Source organism: Polynucleobacter sp. MWH-CaK5 (assembly GCF_018687615.1).
GTDB lineage: Bacteria > Pseudomonadota > Gammaproteobacteria > Burkholderiales > Burkholderiaceae > Polynucleobacter.
Window position 1 is genome coordinate 673082 of record NZ_CP061299.1, and the last position, 20316, is coordinate 693397.

A 20316-nucleotide genomic window follows, 5' to 3' on the forward strand; every position below is an offset into this window, starting at 1 on the left:
CTGATGAGTGGTGCGCTTTTAAAGTTCTAAGGATTCTGATGGAAGTAAATCATCAGGCTAATTAATATGGCTGCGATGGATATTTGACTGATGATTGTTCGGTGAGTCAGTTTATGAGCAATCCGATTTTCAAGATTTTCCATTTCTCGAGCAATATCTTTTCTGAGTTCTCTAAGGCCGTTCAATAGATGATTGGTCTGTGTTCTTAGATCTTTAATTTCACCCCTTACTTCTTTGATATCGCTTTTTAATTCGTTGCGTACTTGATGTAACTCCTCTTTTGTTGCTAGATCTGTTTGATTTTTTGATAAATCATTCATTGCATGGCTGAGACTACAGGCCTGAGCGTTGTTAAAGCCATTGGCTTCAAAAGTCTCTTTGAGTTTTAGGGTGTCGATCATAGGGTCTCCTTTGTTGCTAAGGTAATAATTTATGTTATTTATAAGTAAATGACAAATCAACAAAAATGATGGTGACTAAGTTGTGAGGTTATTAAACGCTGAATAGTGTTGCGTTCATGAGAAAATCTCTTTGTGAAAACTTTTTTTAACATCTTGGCCCACGGCTTTTTATGGATCTTGACGATCGTTCCTTATCGTTGGACGGTGGCTATTGGTCATGCCTTAGGATCTATCGCGCCTTTATTCTCAAAGTCACGCGTCAAGATTGTGAATGCCAATCTAAAAGCTTGCTTTCCCAACTTGAGTCAAGAAGAGAGGGATGTATTAGCAAAGAATCACTGGCGTTTGTTGGGTAGAAGTTTTGCTGAACGCGGCCGTCTTTGGTTGGGAAGTGCTGAATCAATCAATCAATTTGTGACTGTGTATCCCGAGGTGGATATGAACGATGGTAAGCCACGTTTGTATGTCAGCATGCACATGGCAGGCATCGAGGCTGGTTTGATTGCAATCACCATGCACCTCAAAAAAATCAAAGCAGCACCGGGTATCACTTTGTATGTCTTTATGAAAAACGATTACTTTGAGCCGCGCATAAAAAAATGGCGCGAACGTTTTGGTGCAAAGATGTTACTCAGAGAAAGTCATGGTCGTGAGTTGATCCGTGAGGCACGCAAAGGCACCTTCGTATGTTTATCTCCTGACATGGATTTGGGTCGAAGAGATTCTGAGTTTGTGCCATTTTTTGGCGTATCAACCAACACAGTGTTGTCTGTTTCAAAAATGGCCAAGCTAGCAGGTGCTGAAGTGTGTCCAATCTTCACGACCTTGCGCGCAGATCAATCAGGTTATGACTGTCACGTCGGTAAGCCTTGGCCAAACTTTCCAAGCGATGATCCTGTGGCAGACACAGTTCGCATGAATCAGTATTTTGAAGAAGTGATTAAGCCAAGAATTCCAGAGTACTACTGGATACACAAGCGCTTTAAGAATAGACCTGAGGGTGAGCCGTCTATTTATTGAAAATTATTTAATGAGTTCTTAATAAATAATTTCAAGATGTGATCAAAGACCGCCTGGTCTGATCAAACCAACAGCAAGACCTTCAATCGTGATTTCGTGACGACGTGGGTCAACAATGATATTTTCAAAATCAGGATTTTCAGCAATCAATTCAATTTTGATTCCGTGGGGACCTTTGGATTGTGACCAACGCTTCACAGTCACTTCGTCATCGAGACGCGCAACAACCACTTCACCATTTCTGGCTTCAGTGGTTTTCTTAACCGCCAAATAGTCACCATCCAAAATGCCTGCATCTCGCATACTCATACCGCGAACTTGCAAAAGATAATCTGCACCTTTATCAAATAAAGATGGATCACAAGGAATTTGTTTTTGAATATGTTCAACTGCCAAAATAGGGGAGCCAGCAGCAACTCGACCAATCAATGGCAAAGTGAGTTGTTGTAATGCGGCCAAAGGCAAATTCATTTGCTTGGGTAGTTTGATGCCACGTGATGTGCCTGGTGTTAACTCAACGTATCCTTTGCGAGCTAAGGCACGCAAATGCTCTTCAGCCGCATTCGCTGAAGCAAAGCCTAGTCGGGTCGCAATTTCAGCACGTGTCGGTGGAAGCCCACTTTTAGAAATGGCATCGGTGATCAAACCAAGGATTTCCTCTTGGCGGGCTGTTAACTTCGGTTTTGCTGTAATTGCATCCATGCTGTGATTCTATACAGTGATTTCATAACTTGCAATACCCATTGATAATGTTTTTTATGAGTACGCAATATTTATTACTTTTGGGCACAGGTGGAACCATCGCAGGTTTGGCCATGGATGCTCAAAAACCTCTCAATTACGTAGCCGGCCAGTTGCCGGTTGAAGGTCTTTTGGAAAAGGTTCAAGAAAGTCTTGAGTTTGGTGAGGTGCGCACGGTTCAGGTAGCCAATATCGACAGTCGAAATATGACTGAAGAGCTTTTAATCAAGCTTGGTTGGGCTGTTAAGGCGGGGCTGGAGAACGATGAGGTTTCAGGGATTGTGATCACCCATGGCACTGATACCATGGAAGAAACAGGTGTTTTTCTACATGCCACCCTGGGTAAGCTGGCCAGTCACTATAAAAAAGCAGTGGTTTTGACTGGCGCCATGCTGCCAGCCAATGCTGACCACTCCGATGGGCAAACCAACTTAAAGTCAGCCTTGTACCTGGCCAAAGAGGCTCGTGGCCTCCAACAGTTCGGAATTCTGGCCGTGATGGCAGGAAAACCTTGCTTGGCAAGAGATTTGTCTAAGCAGCATACGCATGCCCTGGATGCCCTGGTGGTCAATGCCCGTGAGTTAGATGGCCCGATTCATAAAAGGCAGGCAGACCTTCAGTTACCTGCCCAAGCATCATGGCCCTGGGTGGAGATTGTGACCAGTCATGCCGGCGCCTCAGGCAAGTTGGTTGATTTGTTGGTTGCTCAAGGTGTGCAAGGCATTGTGGTGGCAGGAACAGGGCAAGGCAGCGTAAATAAAGTCTTAGCTGATCAGCTGATTCAGGCAGCTTTGAACGGTGTAGCGGTCATTAGATCCTCAAGGGTAGGTGCAGGAGCTGTATTTTCTGAGATTCCAGAGCCTGATACGGCTTGGAACTGGCTGTCTTCCAGGGATTTGAACCCTGCCAAGTCCAGAATTGCCCTCCAGTTGGCACTTTTGGAGGCAAATTCCCGTAAAACTGACGATTGGCAGAGTATTTTTGCTACAATCTAAGGCTGTAGTTTTTTTACCTTGTCACACTGGTCAATTACCTAAACAGAGGTAGTTGAGACGCCCAGGTGACTTTTATCCATAAGGAGTAATTAATGCGTCATTACGAAATCGTTTTTATCGTCCATCCGGACCAAAGCGAGCAAGTACCTGCCATGGTTGAAAAGTACACAAGTACTATTACAACTCAAGGTGGCAAAGTTCACCGCGTTGAAGACTGGGGTCGTCGTCAGATGGCTTACATGATCGACAAACTTGCTAAAGCTCACTACGTTTGCATGAACATCGAGTGCGGTCAAACGACTCTTGATGAACTTGAGCACGGCTTTAAGTTCAACGATGCTGTATTGCGTCACTTGGTTATCAAGACAAAGAAAGCTGAAACAGAGCCTTCAATCATGATGAAGCAAGTTGAACGTGAAGAAGCTCGTAAAGCTCTTCAAGCAACGGAGGCGCCTGCTGCCTAATAGGCACTGAGCGGGTTTGGGTTGAATCATTTCATCCTAACAGCCGCCCTTGTCGCTCGGGAAGCTCTTAGATATACCCCTGCTGGAGTCCCTGTGATTGAATGCCTACTAGAACATAGTGGCGAAGTTCAAGAAGCAGGACATGCAAGGTTAATCAAAATGAGTCTTGAAGCGATGGCCATCGGAACAGTGCATCAAAAACTGGATCAGATGGAGTTGGGGAGGTTGGCTAGATTTGAGGGATTCTTAACTCATAAAAGCCTGCGCAGTCAGCGACTCGTCTTTCATATCACGCATATTGAATTGTAAAAAGGAAACATCATGGCATTTGTAAAAAAAGGTGATGACCGCAAGAACAAGCGTCCAGCACAAAACCCATTATTTAAACGTAAGCGTTTTTGCCGCTTCACAGCTGCAAACGTTGACCAAATTGATTACAAAGATGTAGACACACTACGTGACTTCATCGGCGAAAACGGCAAGATCACTCCTGCTCGTTTGACTGGTACAAAAGCTTTGTATCAACGCCAATTAGAGACAGCTATCAAGCGCGCTCGTTTTTTAGCCTTGATGCCTTTCACTGACCAACATAAGAAATAATCAGGAGTCACTATGCAAATTATTCTCCTAGAAAAAGTAGCTAACCTCGGTAACTTGGGCGACGTTGTTCGCGTTAAAGACGGTTTCGCACGTAACTTTTTGATCCCACAACGCATGGCTCGCCGTGCTACAGCTGCAGCGATTGCTGAGTTTGAATCTAAGCGCGCTGAATTAGAGAAGCTAGCTGCTGAGAAATTGGCTGCTGCTCAAGCTGTTGGCGCTAAGTTGGGTGGTCTTGTTCTTGAAATCAGACAAAAAGCTGGCGTTGATGGCCGTTTGTTTGGTTCAGTAACAAACCATGACGTTGCTGACGCTTTGAAAGCCAAAGGTTTCACGATTGAGAAAGCTTCAGTTCGTATGCCTACAGGTCCATTGAAGATTGTTGGTGACCATCCGTTATCAGTTGCTGTTCACACAGACGTAGTTGTTGAAATTACTGTCCAAGTGATTGGCGAGCAAGCTTAATTCATCTTTAATTGTTTGATATCTCTCTGATATCATCAGTTCATGGTTGATTTAGCTGTACAAGCTTTAAAAGTACCTCCGCATTCCGTCGAGGCCGAGCAATCGGTACTCGGCGGTTTGCTTTTGGACAACTCCGCCTGGGATCGGGTGGGGGATATCCTCACGGAAAAAGATTTCTACCGTCCTGATCATGGTTTGATTTATCGCGTCATTGGCAAGTTGGCCAGTGAAGGCATGCCAGCAGACGTGATCACGGTCGCAGAGGCCATGAAAACCCAAGGTGGTGGTGAGTCGATTGGTATTGATTACCTCAATGCCTTGGCTCAATCAACGCCCAGTGCCTCAAATATTCGTGGTTACGCTGAAATTGTGCGTGACCGCAGCGTTCTACGTCGCTTAATTCAAACTTCAGACCAAATCGCTGGCACTGCATTCACTCCCGAAGGTCGTTCAGTTAGAACCATCTTGGATGAGGCTGAATCCAGAATCTTGGCGATTGGCGAAGAGGGTAACCGCGGCAAAACAGATTATTTTGAAATTGCCCCATTGTTGACTGAAGTGGTGAGCCGCATTGATGAACTCTATCACCGTCAAGGTTCAACCGATGTGACAGGTGTGGCAACGAGCTTTGTGGATTTAGATCGTCAAACCAGTGGCCTACAAAAGGGTGACTTGATCATTGTGGCCGGTCGTCCATCGATGGGTAAAACCAGTTTCGCGGTCAATATTGCTGAGAACGTTGCCCTCAAAGAAGGTTTGCCTGTATTGATTTTCTCTATGGAGATGGGCGCCTCACAGTTAGCCTCCCGTATTTTGGGTTCTGTTGGTCGTATTGACCAATCACGCATGAGAACTGGTAAGTTGTCTGAAGATGAGTGGCCAAAGATCACTGAAGCCATTTCTCGTTTGAATGAAGCCAGCATAATGATTGATGAGACTGGTGCATTGAGCAGTCTTGAGCTTCGCGCCCGAGCCAGACGTATTGCCCGCAAATGCGGCACACTCGGTTTGATCGTGGTGGATTACCTTCAATTGATGAGTGGTAACAGTGGTGGCGGTAGTTCTGAAAACCGCGCGACTGAAATTTCAGAAATCTCCAGATCTCTAAAATCATTGGCCAAAGAGTTGCAGTGCCCAGTGATTGCTTTATCTCAGTTAAACCGTGGTCTAGAACAGCGTCCAAACAAACGCCCAATCATGTCTGATTTGCGTGAATCTGGTGCTATTGAGCAAGATGCCGACGTTATTTTGTTTATTTATCGTGATGAGGTTTATCACGCAGATACAACAACGGATAAGGGCATTGCTGAAATCATTTGCGCCAAGCAGCGTAATGGTCCGATTGGCACCGTGAAGCTCAGCTGGCAGGGTCAATTCACTAAGTTTGATAACTTGGCATTGGGTCAAGGCCAGTCATCTGGCGGATACGAACCCTTCTAACTCTTTTTCTGGTTCACCGAATCAAATAGACTAAAATGATGACACTTTTGTGTCATGTCATATAAGGATGTTTATGCTCGGTCGATTCATGCCTAAAGAAGAGAATTTCTTCGAGTTATTCAACGAACATATTGCGCTTTGCGTTCAGGGGTCTAAAGACCTTTATAAGCTCATCAATGACTTACCAAATGCCCCAGAGCACGCTCGTGCGATTCAGGCATCTGAGAAAAAAGCGGACAAAATTACCCACGAAACCATTGATTTGCTTCATAAGACCTTCATTACTCCATTGGATCGCGATGAAATCCATAAGTTGATTACCACGATGGATGATATTTTGGACTTGATGGAAGATGTGGCTGAAGTTATTCAGCTATACGATGTAACTCAAGTTACTCCAGAGGCTGTTGAATTAGCCCGAATTTGTGAAGCCTGTTGCGAAAGAGTTAATGCTGCAGTAACCAAGCTGCATGACATGAAAAACGCCAAGGATATTTTGCGAATTTCGACTGAAATTGACATGCTTGAGTCTGATGCTGACCGGGTGATGCGTTCTGCGTTATCTAAATTATTCCGCGAGGAAAATGATTTCAAACGCTTGATGAAGTTAAAAGCGGTTTATGAGTTACTTGAAACCATCACTGATAAATGTGAGGATGTGGCGAACATCCTTGAAGGCATTGTTCTGGAAAACGCGTAATGACTCCAGTGGAAATGAGTATTTGGGTTGTAGCCTTATTAGTGGGCTTGGCCTTGCTATTCGATTTTATGAATGGCTTCCATGATGCTGCTAATTCAATTGCCACAGTTGTATCGACTGGGGTTTTAAAGCCACAGCATGCAGTTGCTATGGCCGCATTTTTTAACTTCATTGCTATCTTGGTGTTTCAGCTAAAGGTTGCTGCCACGGTAGGCAAGGGCACGATTGATCCATCGATTGTTGACCACTATGTGATCTTTGGGGCTTTAGTTGGAGCAATTGCCTGGAACATCATCACTTGGTGGGGCGGTATTCCTTCAAGCTCATCTCACGCTTTGATTGGTGGCTTGGTCGGTGCGGCATTAGCAAAGTCTGGTCCAACAGCATTAATCACTGCTGGCGTGCTTAAAACCGTTGCATTTATCTTAGTTTCTCCTTTGATGGGTTTTATATTGGGATCCTTGTTGATGCTCCTGTTCTCCTGGCTCTGCTTCAGAATGTCACCAGCCCACGTTGATCGCTGGTTCAGGAGATTACAGTTGGTCTCTGCATCAATGTACAGCTTGGGTCATGGCGGTAATGATGCTCAAAAAACCATCGGTATTATTTGGTTACTGTTGTTAACTGGTGGGTACATGTCAACAACTGATTCATCACCTCCAACTTGGGTGATTGTTTCTTGTTATGTAGCGATTGGTTTAGGTACTTTGTTTGGTGGCTGGCGCATTGTTAAAACCATGGGTCAAAAAATCACCAAGTTAAAACCATTTGGGGGATTCTGTGCTGAAACTGGTGGCGCTATGACCTTGTTCATGGCCGGTGCCTTAGGTATTCCAGTATCAACCACGCACACCATCACTGGCGCAATTGTTGGTGTTGGTTCTGCCCGCCGTATGTCATCTGTTCGTTGGGGATTGGCTGGCAGCATTGTTTGGGCTTGGGTTTTGACAATTCCAGCATCAGGCTTGATGGCTGCTGCGGCATGGTGGATTGGTAAGCAAATTCTCTAAGATATAACGCGAAAAAATGCCCCAATAAAAAAGCCTGATTGATGATCAGGCTTTTTTAATTAATGAGATCAATTACTTCTGCACAACGCGCCTGGCCTCGGTATATCTGTTGGACCAGTAAGGCGATGTGATTTTCTCTAAGCGCACAGTGCCACCTTTGGATGGGGCATGCACAAAGCGTCCTTTGCCGACGTAAATGCCAACATGCGAGTGCGGACCACCTTGGGTATTAAAAAATACCAAATCGCCTGGGGCAGGGGTTTGGTTGCCCAATGATTGACCAACTTTGCCAATTTCATCGGTTGTTCGCGGCATTTGTTTGTTGGCGGCATTCTTATAAACATAAGCAATTAAGCCGCTGCAATCAAAACCACTTTTAGGGGTGTTGCCACCGTAACGATAAGGAACACCAACCAAACCAATCGCCGCAATCGAAATATCTTCAAGGCCAGCGCTGACTTCTTTATCAAAATCAGGCAGTGATGAAAATCTCGGCAAGCTTGCGCACGCAGTCAAAATGCTGCAGCTGCCAAATATCAATAAGCTTCTTTTGCTTTGTTCAAAGCACAATGAAAAAGAAGGCGAGAACTTCCTCGCCTTCTTAAGCCATGATTGATTAAAGAGCGTCTGCTGCATGATCCGCAAGACGTGAACGCTCTCCGCGTGCCAAGGTCACATGACCGCTGTGACGCCAACCTTTGAAACGATCCACCACATAAGTTAAGCCTGATGAACCTTCTGTGAGGTAAGGTGTATCAATCTGAGCGATGTTACCCAAGCAAACGATCTTGGTTCCTGGGCCAGCACGAGTTACCAAGGTCTTCATTTGTTTAGGCGTTAAGTTTTGCGCTTCATCAATGATCAAAAACTTACTCACAAATGTGCGACCACGCATAAAGTTCATGCTCTTCACTTTGATTCTGGAGCGGATCAATTCTTGGGTTGCTGCTCGACCCCATTCGCCAGCGCCATCTTCATTGCGATGAAGCACTTCCAAGTTGTCATCAAATGCACCCATCCATGGCTGCATCTTTTCTTCCTCAGTACCTGGTAAGAATCCAATGTCTTCGCCAACTGGTACTGTGGCTCGGGTGATGATGATTTCGTTGTAGCGCTTGCTATCCAAGACTTGCTCAAGGGCTGCAGCCAGGGCCAATAGAGTCTTACCAGTACCAGCTTGACCCAATAAAGTAACAAAATCAATATCAGGGTTCATGAGCAAGTTCATCGCAAAATTCTGTTCGCGATTACGTGCGGTGATGCTCCAAACATTGTTCTTTTGGTGAGAGAAATCACGCAAGGTTTGAAGGAGTGCAGTTCTTCCTTGTACTTCTCTGACTTGGGCATAAAAGGGAGTGCCGCCATCAGAGTTTTCTTGATAGACAAACTGATTGACCATCATGTGAGCAACGGTTGGGCCAGTGACTCGATAGAACATTGTTCCTGACTTGGCATCACTCCAGCTCTCCATATCTTTGCCATGCTTTGGCCAAAAATCTACAGGCAACTGAAGTATTCCTGCGTACATCAAGTCACGGTCTTCAAGCACTTGGTCGTTGAAGTAATCTTCTGCAGGCAAGCCCAAAGCGCGGGCTTTGATACGCATATTGATATCTTTTGATACCAACACCACTTGTCGATCTTTACGGCTTTGCTGAAGCTCTCGCACAACGCCTAGGATCATGTTGTCTGCTTTACCGGTTGGTAGACCATCGGGCAGGGTGATACTGTTAAGTTGAGTCTGGAAGTACAGGCTACCTGTGGCATCTTTATTGCCTAATTTATTTAGAGGAATACCTTCCTCTAGAACACCACTGGTGTTAGCTACTAATTGATCAAGTGAGCGACTCACGGTTCGGGCATTGCGAGCAACTTCACTCATACCCTTTTTGTGGTTATCCAACTCTTCAAGCGTCATCATTGGCAGATAAACATCGTGCTCTTCGAAGCGGAACAGGGCTGAAGGGTCATGCATCAACACGTTTGTATCAAGAACAAACAGGCGGATGATGCCATCATCAGGTATTTTTCTAAGGCGTGTTGCGCTCTTGGCTGTTGGAGCAGATGATTTCTTGTTAGATTTACTTGGAGCGCGCATTTTTTCAATGGCAATGTCTGCCAATGATTGCGAGTCATCCGCTTCTAGGTCTAGGCTGACTGAGCTTTCTACTAATTCTGTTACTTCATCTACTTCTTCAATTTCAATTCTTTTTGGACGTTTCTTTAACTCTGCTTTTGGTTGACGGCTGATGTTTACTTTATCTGCTGCTTGAGTGGGGATTGGTGGCAGAGGCATTCCGGAGGTCTCCTAAAAAAGAAAAAACCGCCTACCTGGTGGTTGGGCGGTTGATAAGGTAAATGTAGTTTTGTGCATCTAAGTGATAACTTATCCTAGTTTTTGTGACATTGCAATCATAAATCGATGGCAGCCTTTAAAACATCTTGAACGTGTCCAGGAATCTTGAGTCCACGCCATTCGTGACGCAAAACACCTTCTTCATCAATTAGGAATGTGCTGCGCTCGATGCCGCGAACTTGCTTGCCGTACATGTTCTTCATTTTCATGACGCCAAACATTTGGCAAAGAGTTTCTTCGGTGTCTGCCAGTAACTCAAAAGGTAGTTCAATCTTTCTTTTGAAGTTCTCGTGTGACTTGAGGTTATCTCTAGAGATGCCGACAATCAAGGTGTTGGCTTTTGTGAAATCATCAATCGCATCTCTGAACTCCATTGATTCAACGGTACAACCAGGGGTTGAATCTTTTGGATAGAAATACATGACCACTTTGCGACCCTGACAAGCGGTTGGAGTGAAAACCAGACCGCTGGTTGCTGGAATCTCAAAGTAGGGGATTGGTTTACCAAGTGCTACGCTCATTCAGTCTCCAGATTTTTTATTTATGCTGCTTTTAAGCATATTTATATCAGACTTATGTAAAAAGTCGATTTTTTTAATCACTTTTCAATCAGTAAAGCAGCCACAACTTTGCGACCCTCAGCCATGAGGACGTTATATGTACGGCAAGCAGCCTGCAAATCCATGGTTTCTAGGCCAATATTGCGGGCAATCAAGGGGGCTATCAGCGCTGCCTGAGGGAATCGGATCCGTTGGCCGCTGCCGAAAATGACCACTGCAGGGTCAAGTTTGGCAATTTGTTCAAAATCCTCGGTTTTGATGTCCTCAAAACGAGTGCAAGACCATTCAATCACGGGGCTTTCAGGCGATAAAAGCAAGGATTGGGTGTAACGCTGGGCGTTGATTTCGATGTAATCAGGGCCGTATGCTGAAACTGTATTCAAAGAGGGCTGCTTATCCGGTTGTAGTTTCACGTTAAATCGCCTCAGGCTCTGTCATAATTACAAAATTATAGATAAATTAAGACGTTATAGTATTCCTATACGTCCCTAAGTGATTATTGTGAAAGAAATTAAGAAATCCTCCAAATTAAACAACGTTTGTTACGACATACGTGGCCCCGTTCTTGAGCTCGCTCAGCAGATGGAGGAAGAGGGTCAAAAGATCATTAAGTTGAACATCGGTAACGTGGGTGTTTTTGGCTTTGATCCTCCTGAAGAGATTCAGTTGGACATGATCCGTAATCTGCCTAATTCAGCTGCTTACTCAGATTCCAAGGGAATTTTTTCAGCTCGCAAAGCGATCATGCATTACTGCCAAGAAAAAGGCATTCAAGGCGTGACCCTGGATGACATTTATACAGGCAACGGCGCTTCAGAATTAATTGTTTTAGCCATGAATGCTTTGTTAAACGTTGGCGATGAAGTTTTGGTGCCAGCACCTGACTATCCTCTATGGACAGCAGCGGTGAGTCTTTCAGGCGGAACACCTAAGCATTACTTGTGTGATGAGGCTCAAGATTGGTCTCCAGACATTGCAGACATCAAAGCAAAAATCACGCCTAAGACCAAAGCGATTGTGGTGATCAACCCAAATAATCCAACGGGTGCTTTGTATGGTGATGACGTTCTAAAAGAGGTCATTGCTTTGGCCCGTGAACATGGCTTGATCATTTTTGCTGATGAGATTTACGACAAGACTTTATTTGATGGTGAAAAGCACACATCCATTGGTGCCTTATCAACTGATGTAGTGACGGTTACCTTCAATGGTTTATCAAAGAATTACCGCGCATGCGGCTACCGCTCTGGTTGGATGGTGGTGTCAGGGGATAAGAGCGGTGCTAAAGATTACATCGAAGGCTTGAACATGCTTTCATCCATGCGCTTGTGCGCTAACGTCCCTGGTCAAAACGCCATTCAAACAGCTTTGGGTGGATATCAAAGCATTGATGACTTGGTGGCAGAGGGTGGTCGTTTGCGCCGTCAACGAGATCTTGCTTGGGAGTTGGTCACAAAAATACCGGGTGTTACTTGTGTGAAGCCAAAAGCAGCTTTGTATTTGTTCCCTAAGTTGGATCCTGAAATGTATCCAATCGAGAATGATCAAGAATTCATTGCAACCTTGTTGCGTGAAGAGAAGGTTTTGTTGGTCCAGGGCAGTGGCTTTAATTGGCCAAAGCCAGATCACTTCAGAATTGTTTTCTTGCCGCACGAAGATGTCTTGCGTGAAGCGATTTCAAGGCTTGCTAAGTTCTTGGAGCGTTATCGCCAAAAATACGGCAAAAAATAAGCTGATTTCTTCCAGGTATCAGCAGTAACAAATTAGCAGTCATAAGATTTTATTTTCACCTTTAATTTAGTAAGAGTTTTTAGTTATGAAACCTATTCAAGTTGGCCTTCTAGGCATCGGTACTGTTGGTGGCGGCGTGTTCAATGTGCTTGATCGCAATCAAGAGGAAATCACTCGTCGTGCTGGTCGTGGCATCAAGATTCACACGGTTGCTGACCTTGATACCAAACGCGCTGAAGAATTGGTCAAAGGCCGCGCAAAAGTTGTTGGTGATGCCAAGCAAGTTGTGAATGATCCTGAAATTGACGTTGTGGTTGAGTTGATCGGTGGTTACGGCATCGCTAAAGAATTGGTATTGGCAGCTATCAACAACGGCAAGCACGTTGTGACGGCCAATAAAGCATTGTTAGCGGTTCATGGCAATGAAATTTTTGCAGCTGCGCAAGCCAAGGGCGTAACCGTTAACTTTGAAGCGGCCGTTGCTGGCGGCATTCCAATCATCAAGGCTTTGCGTGAAGGTTTGACGGCCAACCGTATCGAATGGATTGCGGGCATCATCAACGGAACTACCAATTTCATTTTGTCTGAGATGCGCGACAAAGGCTTGGACTTTGATGTTGTTCTAAAAGAAGCTCAACGTTTAGGTTATGCCGAGGCAGATCCTACTTTTGATATTGAAGGTGTTGATGCGGCTCACAAGGCCACCATCATGAGTGCGATTGCCTTTGGTATTCCGATGCAGTTTGATAAGGCTCACGTTGAAGGCATCACCAAACTCTCAGCAATCGATATTAAATATGCTGAGCAATTGGGTTATCGCATCAAACTATTGGGCATCACCAAAAAAACCAAAGATGGTATTGAATTGCGCGTTCACCCAACCTTGATTCCAACCAAACGTTTGATTGCCAACGTTGAAGGCGCTATGAATGCAGTTCAAGTGATGGGTGATGCTGTAGGAACAACTCTTTACTACGGTAAGGGTGCGGGCGCAGAGCCAACGGCTTCTGCTGTGATTGCAGACTTGGTCGATGTGGCCCGTTTACAAACAGCTGATCCTGAGCACCGTGTGCCACATTTGGCATTCCAACCTGGTTCGATGGTCAATACGACCATCATGCCGATGGGTGAAATCACAACCAGCTACTACTTACGCTTGCGTGTTGCAGACGTAACAGGAGTTTTGGCTGACATCACTCGTATTTTGGCGGACAACAGTATTTCAATTGATGCCATGTTGCAACGTGAGGCAGGCGATGGTGAAAACCAAACCGATCTAATCATGTTGACGCATGAGACAAAAGAGAAAAATATCTTGGCAGCTATTGCCAAGGTTGAAGCTTTGAAAACTGTTGAAGGTTCAGTCACAAAAATTCGTTTAGAAAACTTAAGTTAATTAAATTACGCAATGCACTACATTTCAACCCGTGGTCATAACGCCCATCAAACATTTTCAGAAATCCTTCTAGGTGGCTTAGCCGCAGACGGAGGTTTGTATTTACCAGTTAAATACCCTCAGGTCACGCCTGCTCAATTAGATGCATGGCGAGGATTGTCTTACGCTGATTTGGCATTTGAGGTTTTAAGTCTCTATTGCGATGACATCCCTCAAGAAGACCTCAGAGCTTTGGTTAGAAAGACTTATACGGCTGAGGTTTATTGCAATGGTCGTACTGATGATTCGGCAAAAGACGTTACACCGATTCATTGGTTAGGTGATGAGCAGGGTACTCGCTTAGGTTTATTGAGTTTGTCGAATGGTCCAACGCTTGCATTCAAAGACATGGCGATGCAGCTTTTAGGTAACTTGTTTGAGTACACCTTGAATAAGCAAGGACAAGAGTTGAATATTCTGGGTGCCACTTCAGGTGACACTGGTAGTGCTGCTGAGTATGCGATGCGTGGTAAAAAAGGTGTGCGCGTTTTCATGCTCTCACCAAAAGGAAAGATGAGTGCTTTCCAGGTTGCGCAGATGTACTCCTTGCAAGATGAGAACATTTACAACATTGCGATTGATGGTGTTTTTGATGATGCTCAAGACATTGTTAAAGCAGTCAGCAATGATCATGAATTCAAAGCCCGCCAAAAAATTGGCACGGTTAATTCAATCAATTGGGCTCGTGTGGTGGCTCAAGTGGTTTATTACTTCCAAGGCTATTTGTTGGCCACCAAAAACAGCACAGAGAAAGTTTCATTCTGTGTACCTTCAGGTAACTTCGGCAACGTTTGCGCAGGTCATATCGCTCGTATGATGGGCTTGCCAATTGAAAAGTTGGTAGTAGCAACTAATGAGAATGACGTTTTGGATGAGTTCTTTAAAACTGGTGTTTATAGAGCGCGTAAATCTGCTGAGACATTCCACACCACCAGCCCATCGATGGATATTTCCAAAGCAAGTAATTTTGAACGCTTCATCTATGACTTGATGGGACGTGACGCTGCAAAAACTGCGCAAATGTTCAAGGATGTTGAAACCAAAGGTGGTTTTGATTTGTCACAAGACCCTGTGTATAAAAATATCGCTCAATATGGTTTTGTTTCAGGCAAGAGCACGCATCTCAATCGTCTAGACACAATCAGAGACATTCATGCGAAATACAGTGTCTTGATTGATACGCACACAGCTGATGGTGTGAAGGTTGCCCGTGAATATCTGCAGACCAATGTGCCCATGTTGGTTTTAGAAACAGCGCTTCCAATCAAGTTTGCCGAGACAATCGAAGAAGCGATTGGCAGAACGCCTGATCGCCCAGCATCATTCATTGGCATTGAAAACAAGCCGCAGCGTGTGGTTGATATGCCAGCAGATGTGCATCAAGTAAAAGACTTTGTTGCTGCCCACACGGGTTTGTGATTGATGAGCCAAGCCCAGAATCAACAAAACGCTTCAATGGCATCTTCTTTAAGGGCCAACCCTACACCTGTGGTTGGTTTTGTTGCTTACTCTGGCACTGGTAAAACAACATTGATTGAGCAGTTGATCACATTTCTGACTCAACGAGCTTATAAAGTAGCGGTCATTAAACACACGCATCATCACTTTGATATTGATAAGCCTGGTAAGGATTCTTATCGTCACCGAGAGGCTGGTGCCGCTGAAGTTTTGATGGTGTCTGATCAAAGATGGGTGTTGATGCATGAGCTCAGGCAAGCTGCTGAGCCCACCATTGAGGAACAGTTAAGCAAGTTATCTCCTTGCGACCTCGTCATCGTTGAAGGGTTTAAGAACGCAAATATTCCAAAAATTGAGTTGTGGCGTTTTGAGCACGATGAGTGCGCATCCAATCCAGTGAAAGCCAATCAAGATCAATTTATTCAAGCCATTGCTTACCCAGGTGGCATGGATGCTGTGCACAAGCCAGATCTAACCAGAGACATCCCAGTGCTTGATTTGAATGACATTGAGCAAGTGGCTCAGCAAGTCCTTTCAATGGCTGGTGTTTTAGCAAAATAAGCCTAAAACCATTAGACTAAGCCCATGTCGCAAGCCATGAACAAACCTCCTATGAAAACTGCTGCTGAGGCCCTTGAGCATCTATTGTCTCAAGCAAAGCCAATGGCAGAGGTTGAAGTGGTGAGCACTCAAGATGCTTTGGGAAGAATTTTGGCCACGGATATCCTCAGTCAAGTCGATGTTCCTCCGATGAACAACACCCAGATGGATGGTTATGCCGTTCGTGTGGCGGATATTCAAGCAGCGGGGCAAAGTTTTATTGTTTCTCAACGCATTCCTGCTGGTCATGTGGGCACAGAGCTCAAGTCTGGCACGATCGCCAGAATTTTCACGGGTGCCACCATTCCACCTGGTGCAGATGCGGTGGTGATGCAGGAAGATTGTCTGGTCAATGGGGACCAGGTCACTATTCAAGAAGTTCCTAAGCAAGGTCAATGGATTCGCTTGCAAGGTGAAGATTTAAAAGCAGGGGGCGTGGCCTTGAGCAAGGGAACTTATCTCAGAGCTCAGGAGTTGGGTGTTGCTGCCTCTGCTGGATACCATCAGTTAACAGTGACCAAGAAAATCAAAGTAGCGGCTTTTTTTACCGGGGATGAATTAACTCTCCCAGGTCAGCCACTAAAGCCTGGTGCTATTTACAACTCTAACAGAGATACTCTGTTGGCATGCATTCGTTCTCTGGGCTGTGAAGCAACAGACTTGGGTATCGTGCCTGATACCTTGGAAGCGACTCGAGATGCTTTGCGTCGTGCCAGTAAAGATCATGATTTGATCATCACTTCTGGTGGTGTGTCAGTCGGTGAAGAAGATCATATCAAGCCAGCGGTGACTGCTGAGGGTCGTCTTGATATGTGGCAAATTGCCATCAAGCCAGGTAAACCATTGGCATTCGGTGCGGTTAAAAAGCAGGGTGCTGATCGCTTGGAAACTTGGTTCATGGGATTGCCCGGTAACCCAGTTTCTAGTTTTGTCACATTTCTATTATTTGTTCGTCCTTTCATTGCCAAGTTGCAGGGAAGATCTCATGCAAATCCACCAGTGATCATGATGCGAGCTGACTTTGATTGGCCCAAGGCTGATCGTCGCAATGAGTTTTTACGGGTGCGCATCAATGCCCAGGGCGGCTTAGATTTATTCCCGAATCAAAGCTCAGGTGTTTTAACCAGCGCTTCATGGGCGGATGGTTTGGTCGATAATCCGCCACTTCAAGCCATCAAGCCTGGTGATATGGTGAAGTACATCCCTTTTTCAGGAATGATTTAAGCTATTGCTATGAAAATAACGATTAAATTCTTCGCCTCTTTGCGTGAGACCTTGAAAACATCTGAAGAGCAGTTTGATGTTCCTGCATCCGTTAAAACTTTGACGGAATTGCGTCATCATTTGATGGGCAGGGGTGAGTCATGGTCTGAAGCATTGGCCGAAGGTAAAGCGGTGCGCATGGCTTTGAATCATCAAATGGTGGAGGGTGATACAGCACTGATTGATCAGGCTGAAGTAGCTTTCTTCCCTCCAGTGACGGGCGGATAAACATGCCAGTTCGCATTCAAACTGAAGATTTTGATTTATCACAAGAGATCAAACAATTAAGAGCTGGTGATGCACGCGTTGGAGCAGTGGCTTCATTTGTTGGTACTGTGCGAGATCGCAACGATGGTTCTGAAGTCGCTGCGATGACTTTAGAGCACTACCCAGGTATGACTGAAAAGTCTCTTGAGGAAATCATTGAAAAAGCCAAAGCACGTTGGGATATTTTTGATGTTTTGATCATTCATCGAGTGGGTCCTTTGAATATTGAAGATCAAATCGTTTTAACGGCTGTGACCAGTGCTCACCGTGGTGAAGCTTTTGCCGCTTGTGAATATGTCATGGACTACCTCAAGACTTTGGCGCCATTTTGGAAAAAAGAAGATACCCCTGAAGGAGCTCGCTGGGTGGATGCACGCCTGAGCGATGATGAAGCTCTGAAGAAGTGGCAGTAATAGCAATTCTTCTAAACACTCAAACAAACTACATCAAGCGTTTAAATGGCGGCAAGCCCGCTAGTATTTTTTTGCCATAAGGTTTGGTTTTCAATCGTTTATCTAAAACGATGATGGTGGCGTGGTCAGTTTCAGTTCTGATGCCACGTCCCACCCATTGTTGCAACTTCAAAGCCACCGCAGGAACGCTGATTTCGTAAAAAGGATTGCCTTGATTCTTTTCAAGCCATTCTGATTTGGCTTCTTCAACCGGTGAATCGGGTGGTGCAAATGGTAATTTGGTGATCAAGACGGTCTCACATAATTTTCCAGGAAGATCCAAGCCTTCACCAAAGCTCTGCATGCCAAATAAGATGCTGCGATGACCATCCTTGATGCGTGACTCATGCTGGCTAATCAATTTATTGCGAGGCATATCACCCTGCATCAAGACATCTTGTAAAAAATCATCAGGCAAGTCTTCGTGAACTTGTTTCATTTGCTTTTTGGATGTGAACAATACCAAGGCGCCATGCTTCAAATCTTTTAGCTGCTTTGGAATTTCATCAGAAAGTTCATCCGTGTGTCCTTGGGCGTTCGCAGTGGGGCAGTTGATCATTTCTGGAACGATGAAAGTGCCTTGCTGCTCGTAATTGAACGGGGATTCTGCTTCTAATGTATTTGTCTTTGGAAACCAGTTCAAGCCACTTTGATTTAAGAAGTATTGAAAGTCACCCATGGTTCTCAGTGTTGCAGAGGTTAGGACGGCCGCGGAACTGGTGGACCACAATGTCTGAGCTAAATTTTGAGCGGCACTGATAGGAGAGGCGTGAAGCTTGAAGTCAAAGGTAGAACCTAGGTCTTGCCACTCCACCCATTTGGCGATTGGAGGGTTGGCATCTGCTTGCATCAAATGCCAAGTGTTCGATAGATTTTCAGTTTTAGATTGATAACTGCCGATTTCTAAAATTGCAGGGCTGAAGGAATCTTTATCTATGCTGTTATTTCTTTGATCGTTGAGTTGTTGCAAAATTTTACCGATCCGATTATTCAGCGAGATCGCCAGTGGCCCAATGGTTTCTGCATAACTTGAGAATTCAGGGCTTAGTTCGCCATTTTTAAAGCGATGGATCGCTTGCTCATGAGTCACAAAGTTGGCCAACCTCAATGAGTTGATCATTTGCTTGGTGTGCATGATCAAGTCTTCAACATGAGCATGAACCTCTTCCACAGTTTTTCCTGAAGAGTCTGGCAAAAGAGCGTCTGCGCGCAAAACTGCGGCCATGATTTTTTCTAACCATCTGGTGCTGGCAATTAATCCTACAGATGAAGCAAAGTGCTTGATACCAACTTGAGGAAGATTATGGGCTTCATCAAAGATATAAAGCGTTTCTGATGGATCTGGAAGAATCTTTGAGCCCGAGGCAATCGTTGAAATCACCAAATCATGGTTGGCGATGATCACATCTGCTTTGACCAAATCACGTCTGGCATTGAAATAAGGGCAGACATTGAAGCGTTGGCAATGCCTGCCCAAGCAAGAGCTTCTTTCTGCAGCAATTCTGGGCCACATGCTGTCAGTGATTTCTGGTGGAGCAGTATCTTTGTCGCCATTCCATGAGCCATCATTTAAGCTAATCAGGGCATCTGCAAAACTATCTTTATCTTGTTCTTTTGGTGGACCGTCCCAGTTGGCGTCTTCAAAAAGAGCTGTTTGCTTGGTTTTGCCGCTGACTTGTTCTAAGCGGATATTGCACACATAACGACTACGACCTTTGGCCAGGGCATATTCAAAAGAGATGGGTGATAAATCTGCCAAATTAGGCAAATCTTTTTGCATTAGCTGCTCTTGCAGTGCGACTGTCCCGGTACTGATGATCACGCGCTTGTTGAGTAGCTTGCTGAAGACAATGGCTGGAATCAGATAGCCAAGTGTTTTACCCACGCCGGTTTTGCCTTCAACCACCAATATATTGTCACCATCTCGGACGTCTTTAGGGCTTTTGGCTTGGCTCAAGGTTTGAGCAATGTGGGCAAACATTTGTTCTTGGCCCACTCGAGTCTTAAAGCCTGGCCAATTTGCTTGAACGGCTTGGTAAAACTCTTGGATTTTTTCCTGGATGTCTTTGAGGTTCTCGTTACTCACGCAAAAAATCCTGGTTTGAGGTTTTTAGGGAGTTTTTTGATCTGGCTTTCAGCTTTGGAGGCCTCAGAACGATTTTCAAAAGCCTGCTGGGCAATCAATCTGACGGGGCTTCTACCACGGGTATATTTGGCGCCAGTGCCGTTGTTATGAGCGTTGATACGGTTCTCCAGGTCATTGGTGATGCCAGCGTAGTAGCTTCCATCAGAACATTCCAAGAGATATAAACACCATGACATCCCTCTATGATAAAGCCAGCAATTTATTTGATCTAA

The 20316-nt window shown here is 45.0% G+C and carries 24 protein-coding genes; 16 read left to right on the top strand and 8 right to left on the bottom strand.

Annotated elements, in window-relative coordinates; translation table 11 throughout:
• Positions 1–26 precede the first annotated feature (26 nt).
• Entirely contained in the window at positions 27–401 is a 375-nt protein-coding gene (locus GQ367_RS03505; protein WP_215291517.1) for a coiled-coil domain-containing protein, read from the bottom strand.
• Positions 402–533: 132 nt separating this feature from the next.
• On the opposite strand from GQ367_RS03505, the gene GQ367_RS03510 reads away from it, so the two are divergent.
• Positions 534–1421, top strand: coding sequence for a lipid A biosynthesis acyltransferase (locus tag GQ367_RS03510; RefSeq protein WP_215291518.1), 888 nt, complete (start codon positions 534–536; stop codon positions 1419–1421).
• Between the two features lie 42 nt (positions 1422–1463).
• Here the strand turns inward: GQ367_RS03510 and lexA are convergent, their stop codons facing one another.
• On the bottom strand, positions 1464–2123 hold the full coding sequence (gene lexA, locus GQ367_RS03515) for a transcriptional repressor LexA (RefSeq protein ID WP_215291520.1): 660 nt from the start codon (positions 2121–2123) through the stop codon (positions 1464–1466).
• 56 nt (positions 2124–2179) lie between these two features.
• On the opposite strand from lexA, the gene GQ367_RS03520 reads away from it, so the two are divergent.
• The 8 genes from GQ367_RS03520 to GQ367_RS03555 all read left to right on the top strand — a co-directional run bounded on the left by GQ367_RS03520 (position 2180) and on the right by GQ367_RS03555 (position 7836).
• Entirely contained in the window at positions 2180–3157 is a 978-nt protein-coding gene (locus tag GQ367_RS03520; RefSeq protein WP_215291522.1) for an asparaginase, read from the top strand.
• Positions 3158–3249: 92 nt separating this feature from the next.
• The gene (gene rpsF, locus GQ367_RS03525) at positions 3250–3621 is read left to right on the top strand and encodes a 30S ribosomal protein S6 (RefSeq protein ID WP_089516507.1); all 372 of its coding nucleotides are present in this window, start codon (positions 3250–3252) and stop codon (positions 3619–3621) included.
• A 21-nt stretch (positions 3622–3642) separates the two neighbouring features.
• On the top strand, positions 3643–3930 hold the full coding sequence (gene priB, locus GQ367_RS03530; RefSeq protein WP_215291524.1) for a primosomal replication protein N: 288 nt from the start codon (positions 3643–3645) through the stop codon (positions 3928–3930).
• Positions 3931–3942: 12 nt separating this feature from the next.
• Positions 3943–4221, top strand: a complete 279-nt coding sequence (gene rpsR, locus GQ367_RS03535) for a 30S ribosomal protein S18 (protein WP_088812045.1) — start codon at positions 3943–3945, stop codon at positions 4219–4221.
• A 12-nt stretch (positions 4222–4233) separates the two neighbouring features.
• Positions 4234–4686, top strand: a complete 453-nt coding sequence (gene rplI, locus GQ367_RS03540; RefSeq protein WP_215291526.1) for a 50S ribosomal protein L9 — start codon at positions 4234–4236, stop codon at positions 4684–4686.
• Positions 4687–4728: 42 nt separating this feature from the next.
• Positions 4729–6126, top strand: a complete 1398-nt coding sequence (dnaB, locus tag GQ367_RS03545; RefSeq protein ID WP_215291528.1) for a replicative DNA helicase — start codon at positions 4729–4731, stop codon at positions 6124–6126.
• 73 nt (positions 6127–6199) lie between these two features.
• Positions 6200–6826, top strand: a complete 627-nt coding sequence (locus tag GQ367_RS03550; protein ID WP_215291530.1) for a DUF47 domain-containing protein — start codon at positions 6200–6202, stop codon at positions 6824–6826.
• Positions 6826–7836 (top strand): inorganic phosphate transporter, encoded by a 1011-nt coding sequence (locus GQ367_RS03555; RefSeq protein WP_215291532.1) that lies wholly within the window; start codon positions 6826–6828, stop codon positions 7834–7836. The genes GQ367_RS03550 and GQ367_RS03555 overlap by 1 nt, the downstream gene beginning before the upstream one ends.
• A 72-nt stretch (positions 7837–7908) precedes the next feature.
• Here the strand turns inward: GQ367_RS03555 and GQ367_RS03560 are convergent, their stop codons facing one another.
• The 4 genes from GQ367_RS03560 to GQ367_RS03575 form a co-directional block, all read right to left on the bottom strand.
• A complete protein-coding gene (locus GQ367_RS03560) occupies positions 7909–8472 on the bottom strand; it encodes a C40 family peptidase (RefSeq protein ID WP_215291533.1) in 564 nt (187 codons plus the stop codon).
• Positions 8453–10132: a PhoH family protein gene (locus GQ367_RS03565; protein ID WP_215291535.1), complete on the bottom strand. Its 1680-nt coding sequence runs from the start codon at positions 10130–10132 to the stop codon at positions 8453–8455. The genes GQ367_RS03560 and GQ367_RS03565 overlap by 20 nt, the downstream gene beginning before the upstream one ends.
• Before the next feature lie 116 nt (positions 10133–10248).
• Positions 10249–10713: a peroxiredoxin gene (locus tag GQ367_RS03570; RefSeq protein ID WP_089516682.1), complete on the bottom strand. Its 465-nt coding sequence runs from the start codon at positions 10711–10713 to the stop codon at positions 10249–10251.
• Between the two features lie 77 nt (positions 10714–10790).
• The gene (locus GQ367_RS03575) at positions 10791–11165 is read right to left on the bottom strand and encodes an Mth938-like domain-containing protein (RefSeq protein ID WP_215291537.1); all 375 of its coding nucleotides are present in this window, start codon (positions 11163–11165) and stop codon (positions 10791–10793) included.
• Between the two features lie 88 nt (positions 11166–11253).
• Here GQ367_RS03575 and GQ367_RS03580 point away from each other — a divergent pair, with 88 nt between their 5' ends.
• The 7 genes from GQ367_RS03580 (at position 11254) to moaE (ending at position 17919) form a co-directional block, all read left to right on the top strand.
• Positions 11254–12483: a pyridoxal phosphate-dependent aminotransferase gene (locus tag GQ367_RS03580; protein ID WP_215291539.1), complete on the top strand. Its 1230-nt coding sequence runs from the start codon at positions 11254–11256 to the stop codon at positions 12481–12483.
• 85 nt (positions 12484–12568) lie between these two features.
• The gene (locus GQ367_RS03585; protein ID WP_215291541.1) at positions 12569–13879 is read left to right on the top strand and encodes a homoserine dehydrogenase; all 1311 of its coding nucleotides are present in this window, start codon (positions 12569–12571) and stop codon (positions 13877–13879) included.
• A 12-nt stretch (positions 13880–13891) separates the two neighbouring features.
• Positions 13892–15337, top strand: coding sequence for a threonine synthase (gene thrC / locus GQ367_RS03590; protein ID WP_215291542.1), 1446 nt, complete (start codon positions 13892–13894; stop codon positions 15335–15337).
• 3 nt (positions 15338–15340) lie between these two features.
• On the top strand, positions 15341–15937 hold the full coding sequence (gene mobB, locus GQ367_RS03595) for a molybdopterin-guanine dinucleotide biosynthesis protein B (RefSeq protein WP_251370204.1): 597 nt from the start codon (positions 15341–15343) through the stop codon (positions 15935–15937).
• A gap of 51 nt (positions 15938–15988) precedes the next feature.
• Complete coding sequence (gene glp / locus GQ367_RS03600; RefSeq protein ID WP_215291875.1) at positions 15989–17200, top strand: gephyrin-like molybdotransferase Glp; 1212 nt, start codon at positions 15989–15991, stop codon at positions 17198–17200.
• A 9-nt stretch (positions 17201–17209) separates the two neighbouring features.
• Positions 17210–17467, top strand: coding sequence for a molybdopterin converting factor subunit 1 (moaD, locus tag GQ367_RS03605; protein ID WP_215291544.1), 258 nt, complete (start codon positions 17210–17212; stop codon positions 17465–17467).
• A 2-nt stretch (positions 17468–17469) separates the two neighbouring features.
• On the top strand, positions 17470–17919 hold the full coding sequence (gene moaE / locus GQ367_RS03610; RefSeq protein ID WP_089516518.1) for a molybdopterin synthase catalytic subunit MoaE: 450 nt from the start codon (positions 17470–17472) through the stop codon (positions 17917–17919).
• Positions 17920–17947: 28 nt separating this feature from the next.
• On the opposite strand, the gene dinG is transcribed toward moaE, so the two are convergent.
• Both dinG and GQ367_RS03620 read right to left on the bottom strand, forming a co-directional pair.
• The gene (dinG, locus tag GQ367_RS03615; RefSeq protein WP_215291546.1) at positions 17948–20044 is read right to left on the bottom strand and encodes an ATP-dependent DNA helicase DinG; all 2097 of its coding nucleotides are present in this window, start codon (positions 20042–20044) and stop codon (positions 17948–17950) included.
• Complete coding sequence (locus GQ367_RS03620; RefSeq protein WP_215291548.1) at positions 20041–20280, bottom strand: GIY-YIG nuclease family protein; 240 nt, start codon at positions 20278–20280, stop codon at positions 20041–20043. Before GQ367_RS03620 ends, dinG begins: the two co-directional genes overlap by 4 nt.
• Between the last annotated feature and the right edge of the window lie 36 nt (positions 20281–20316).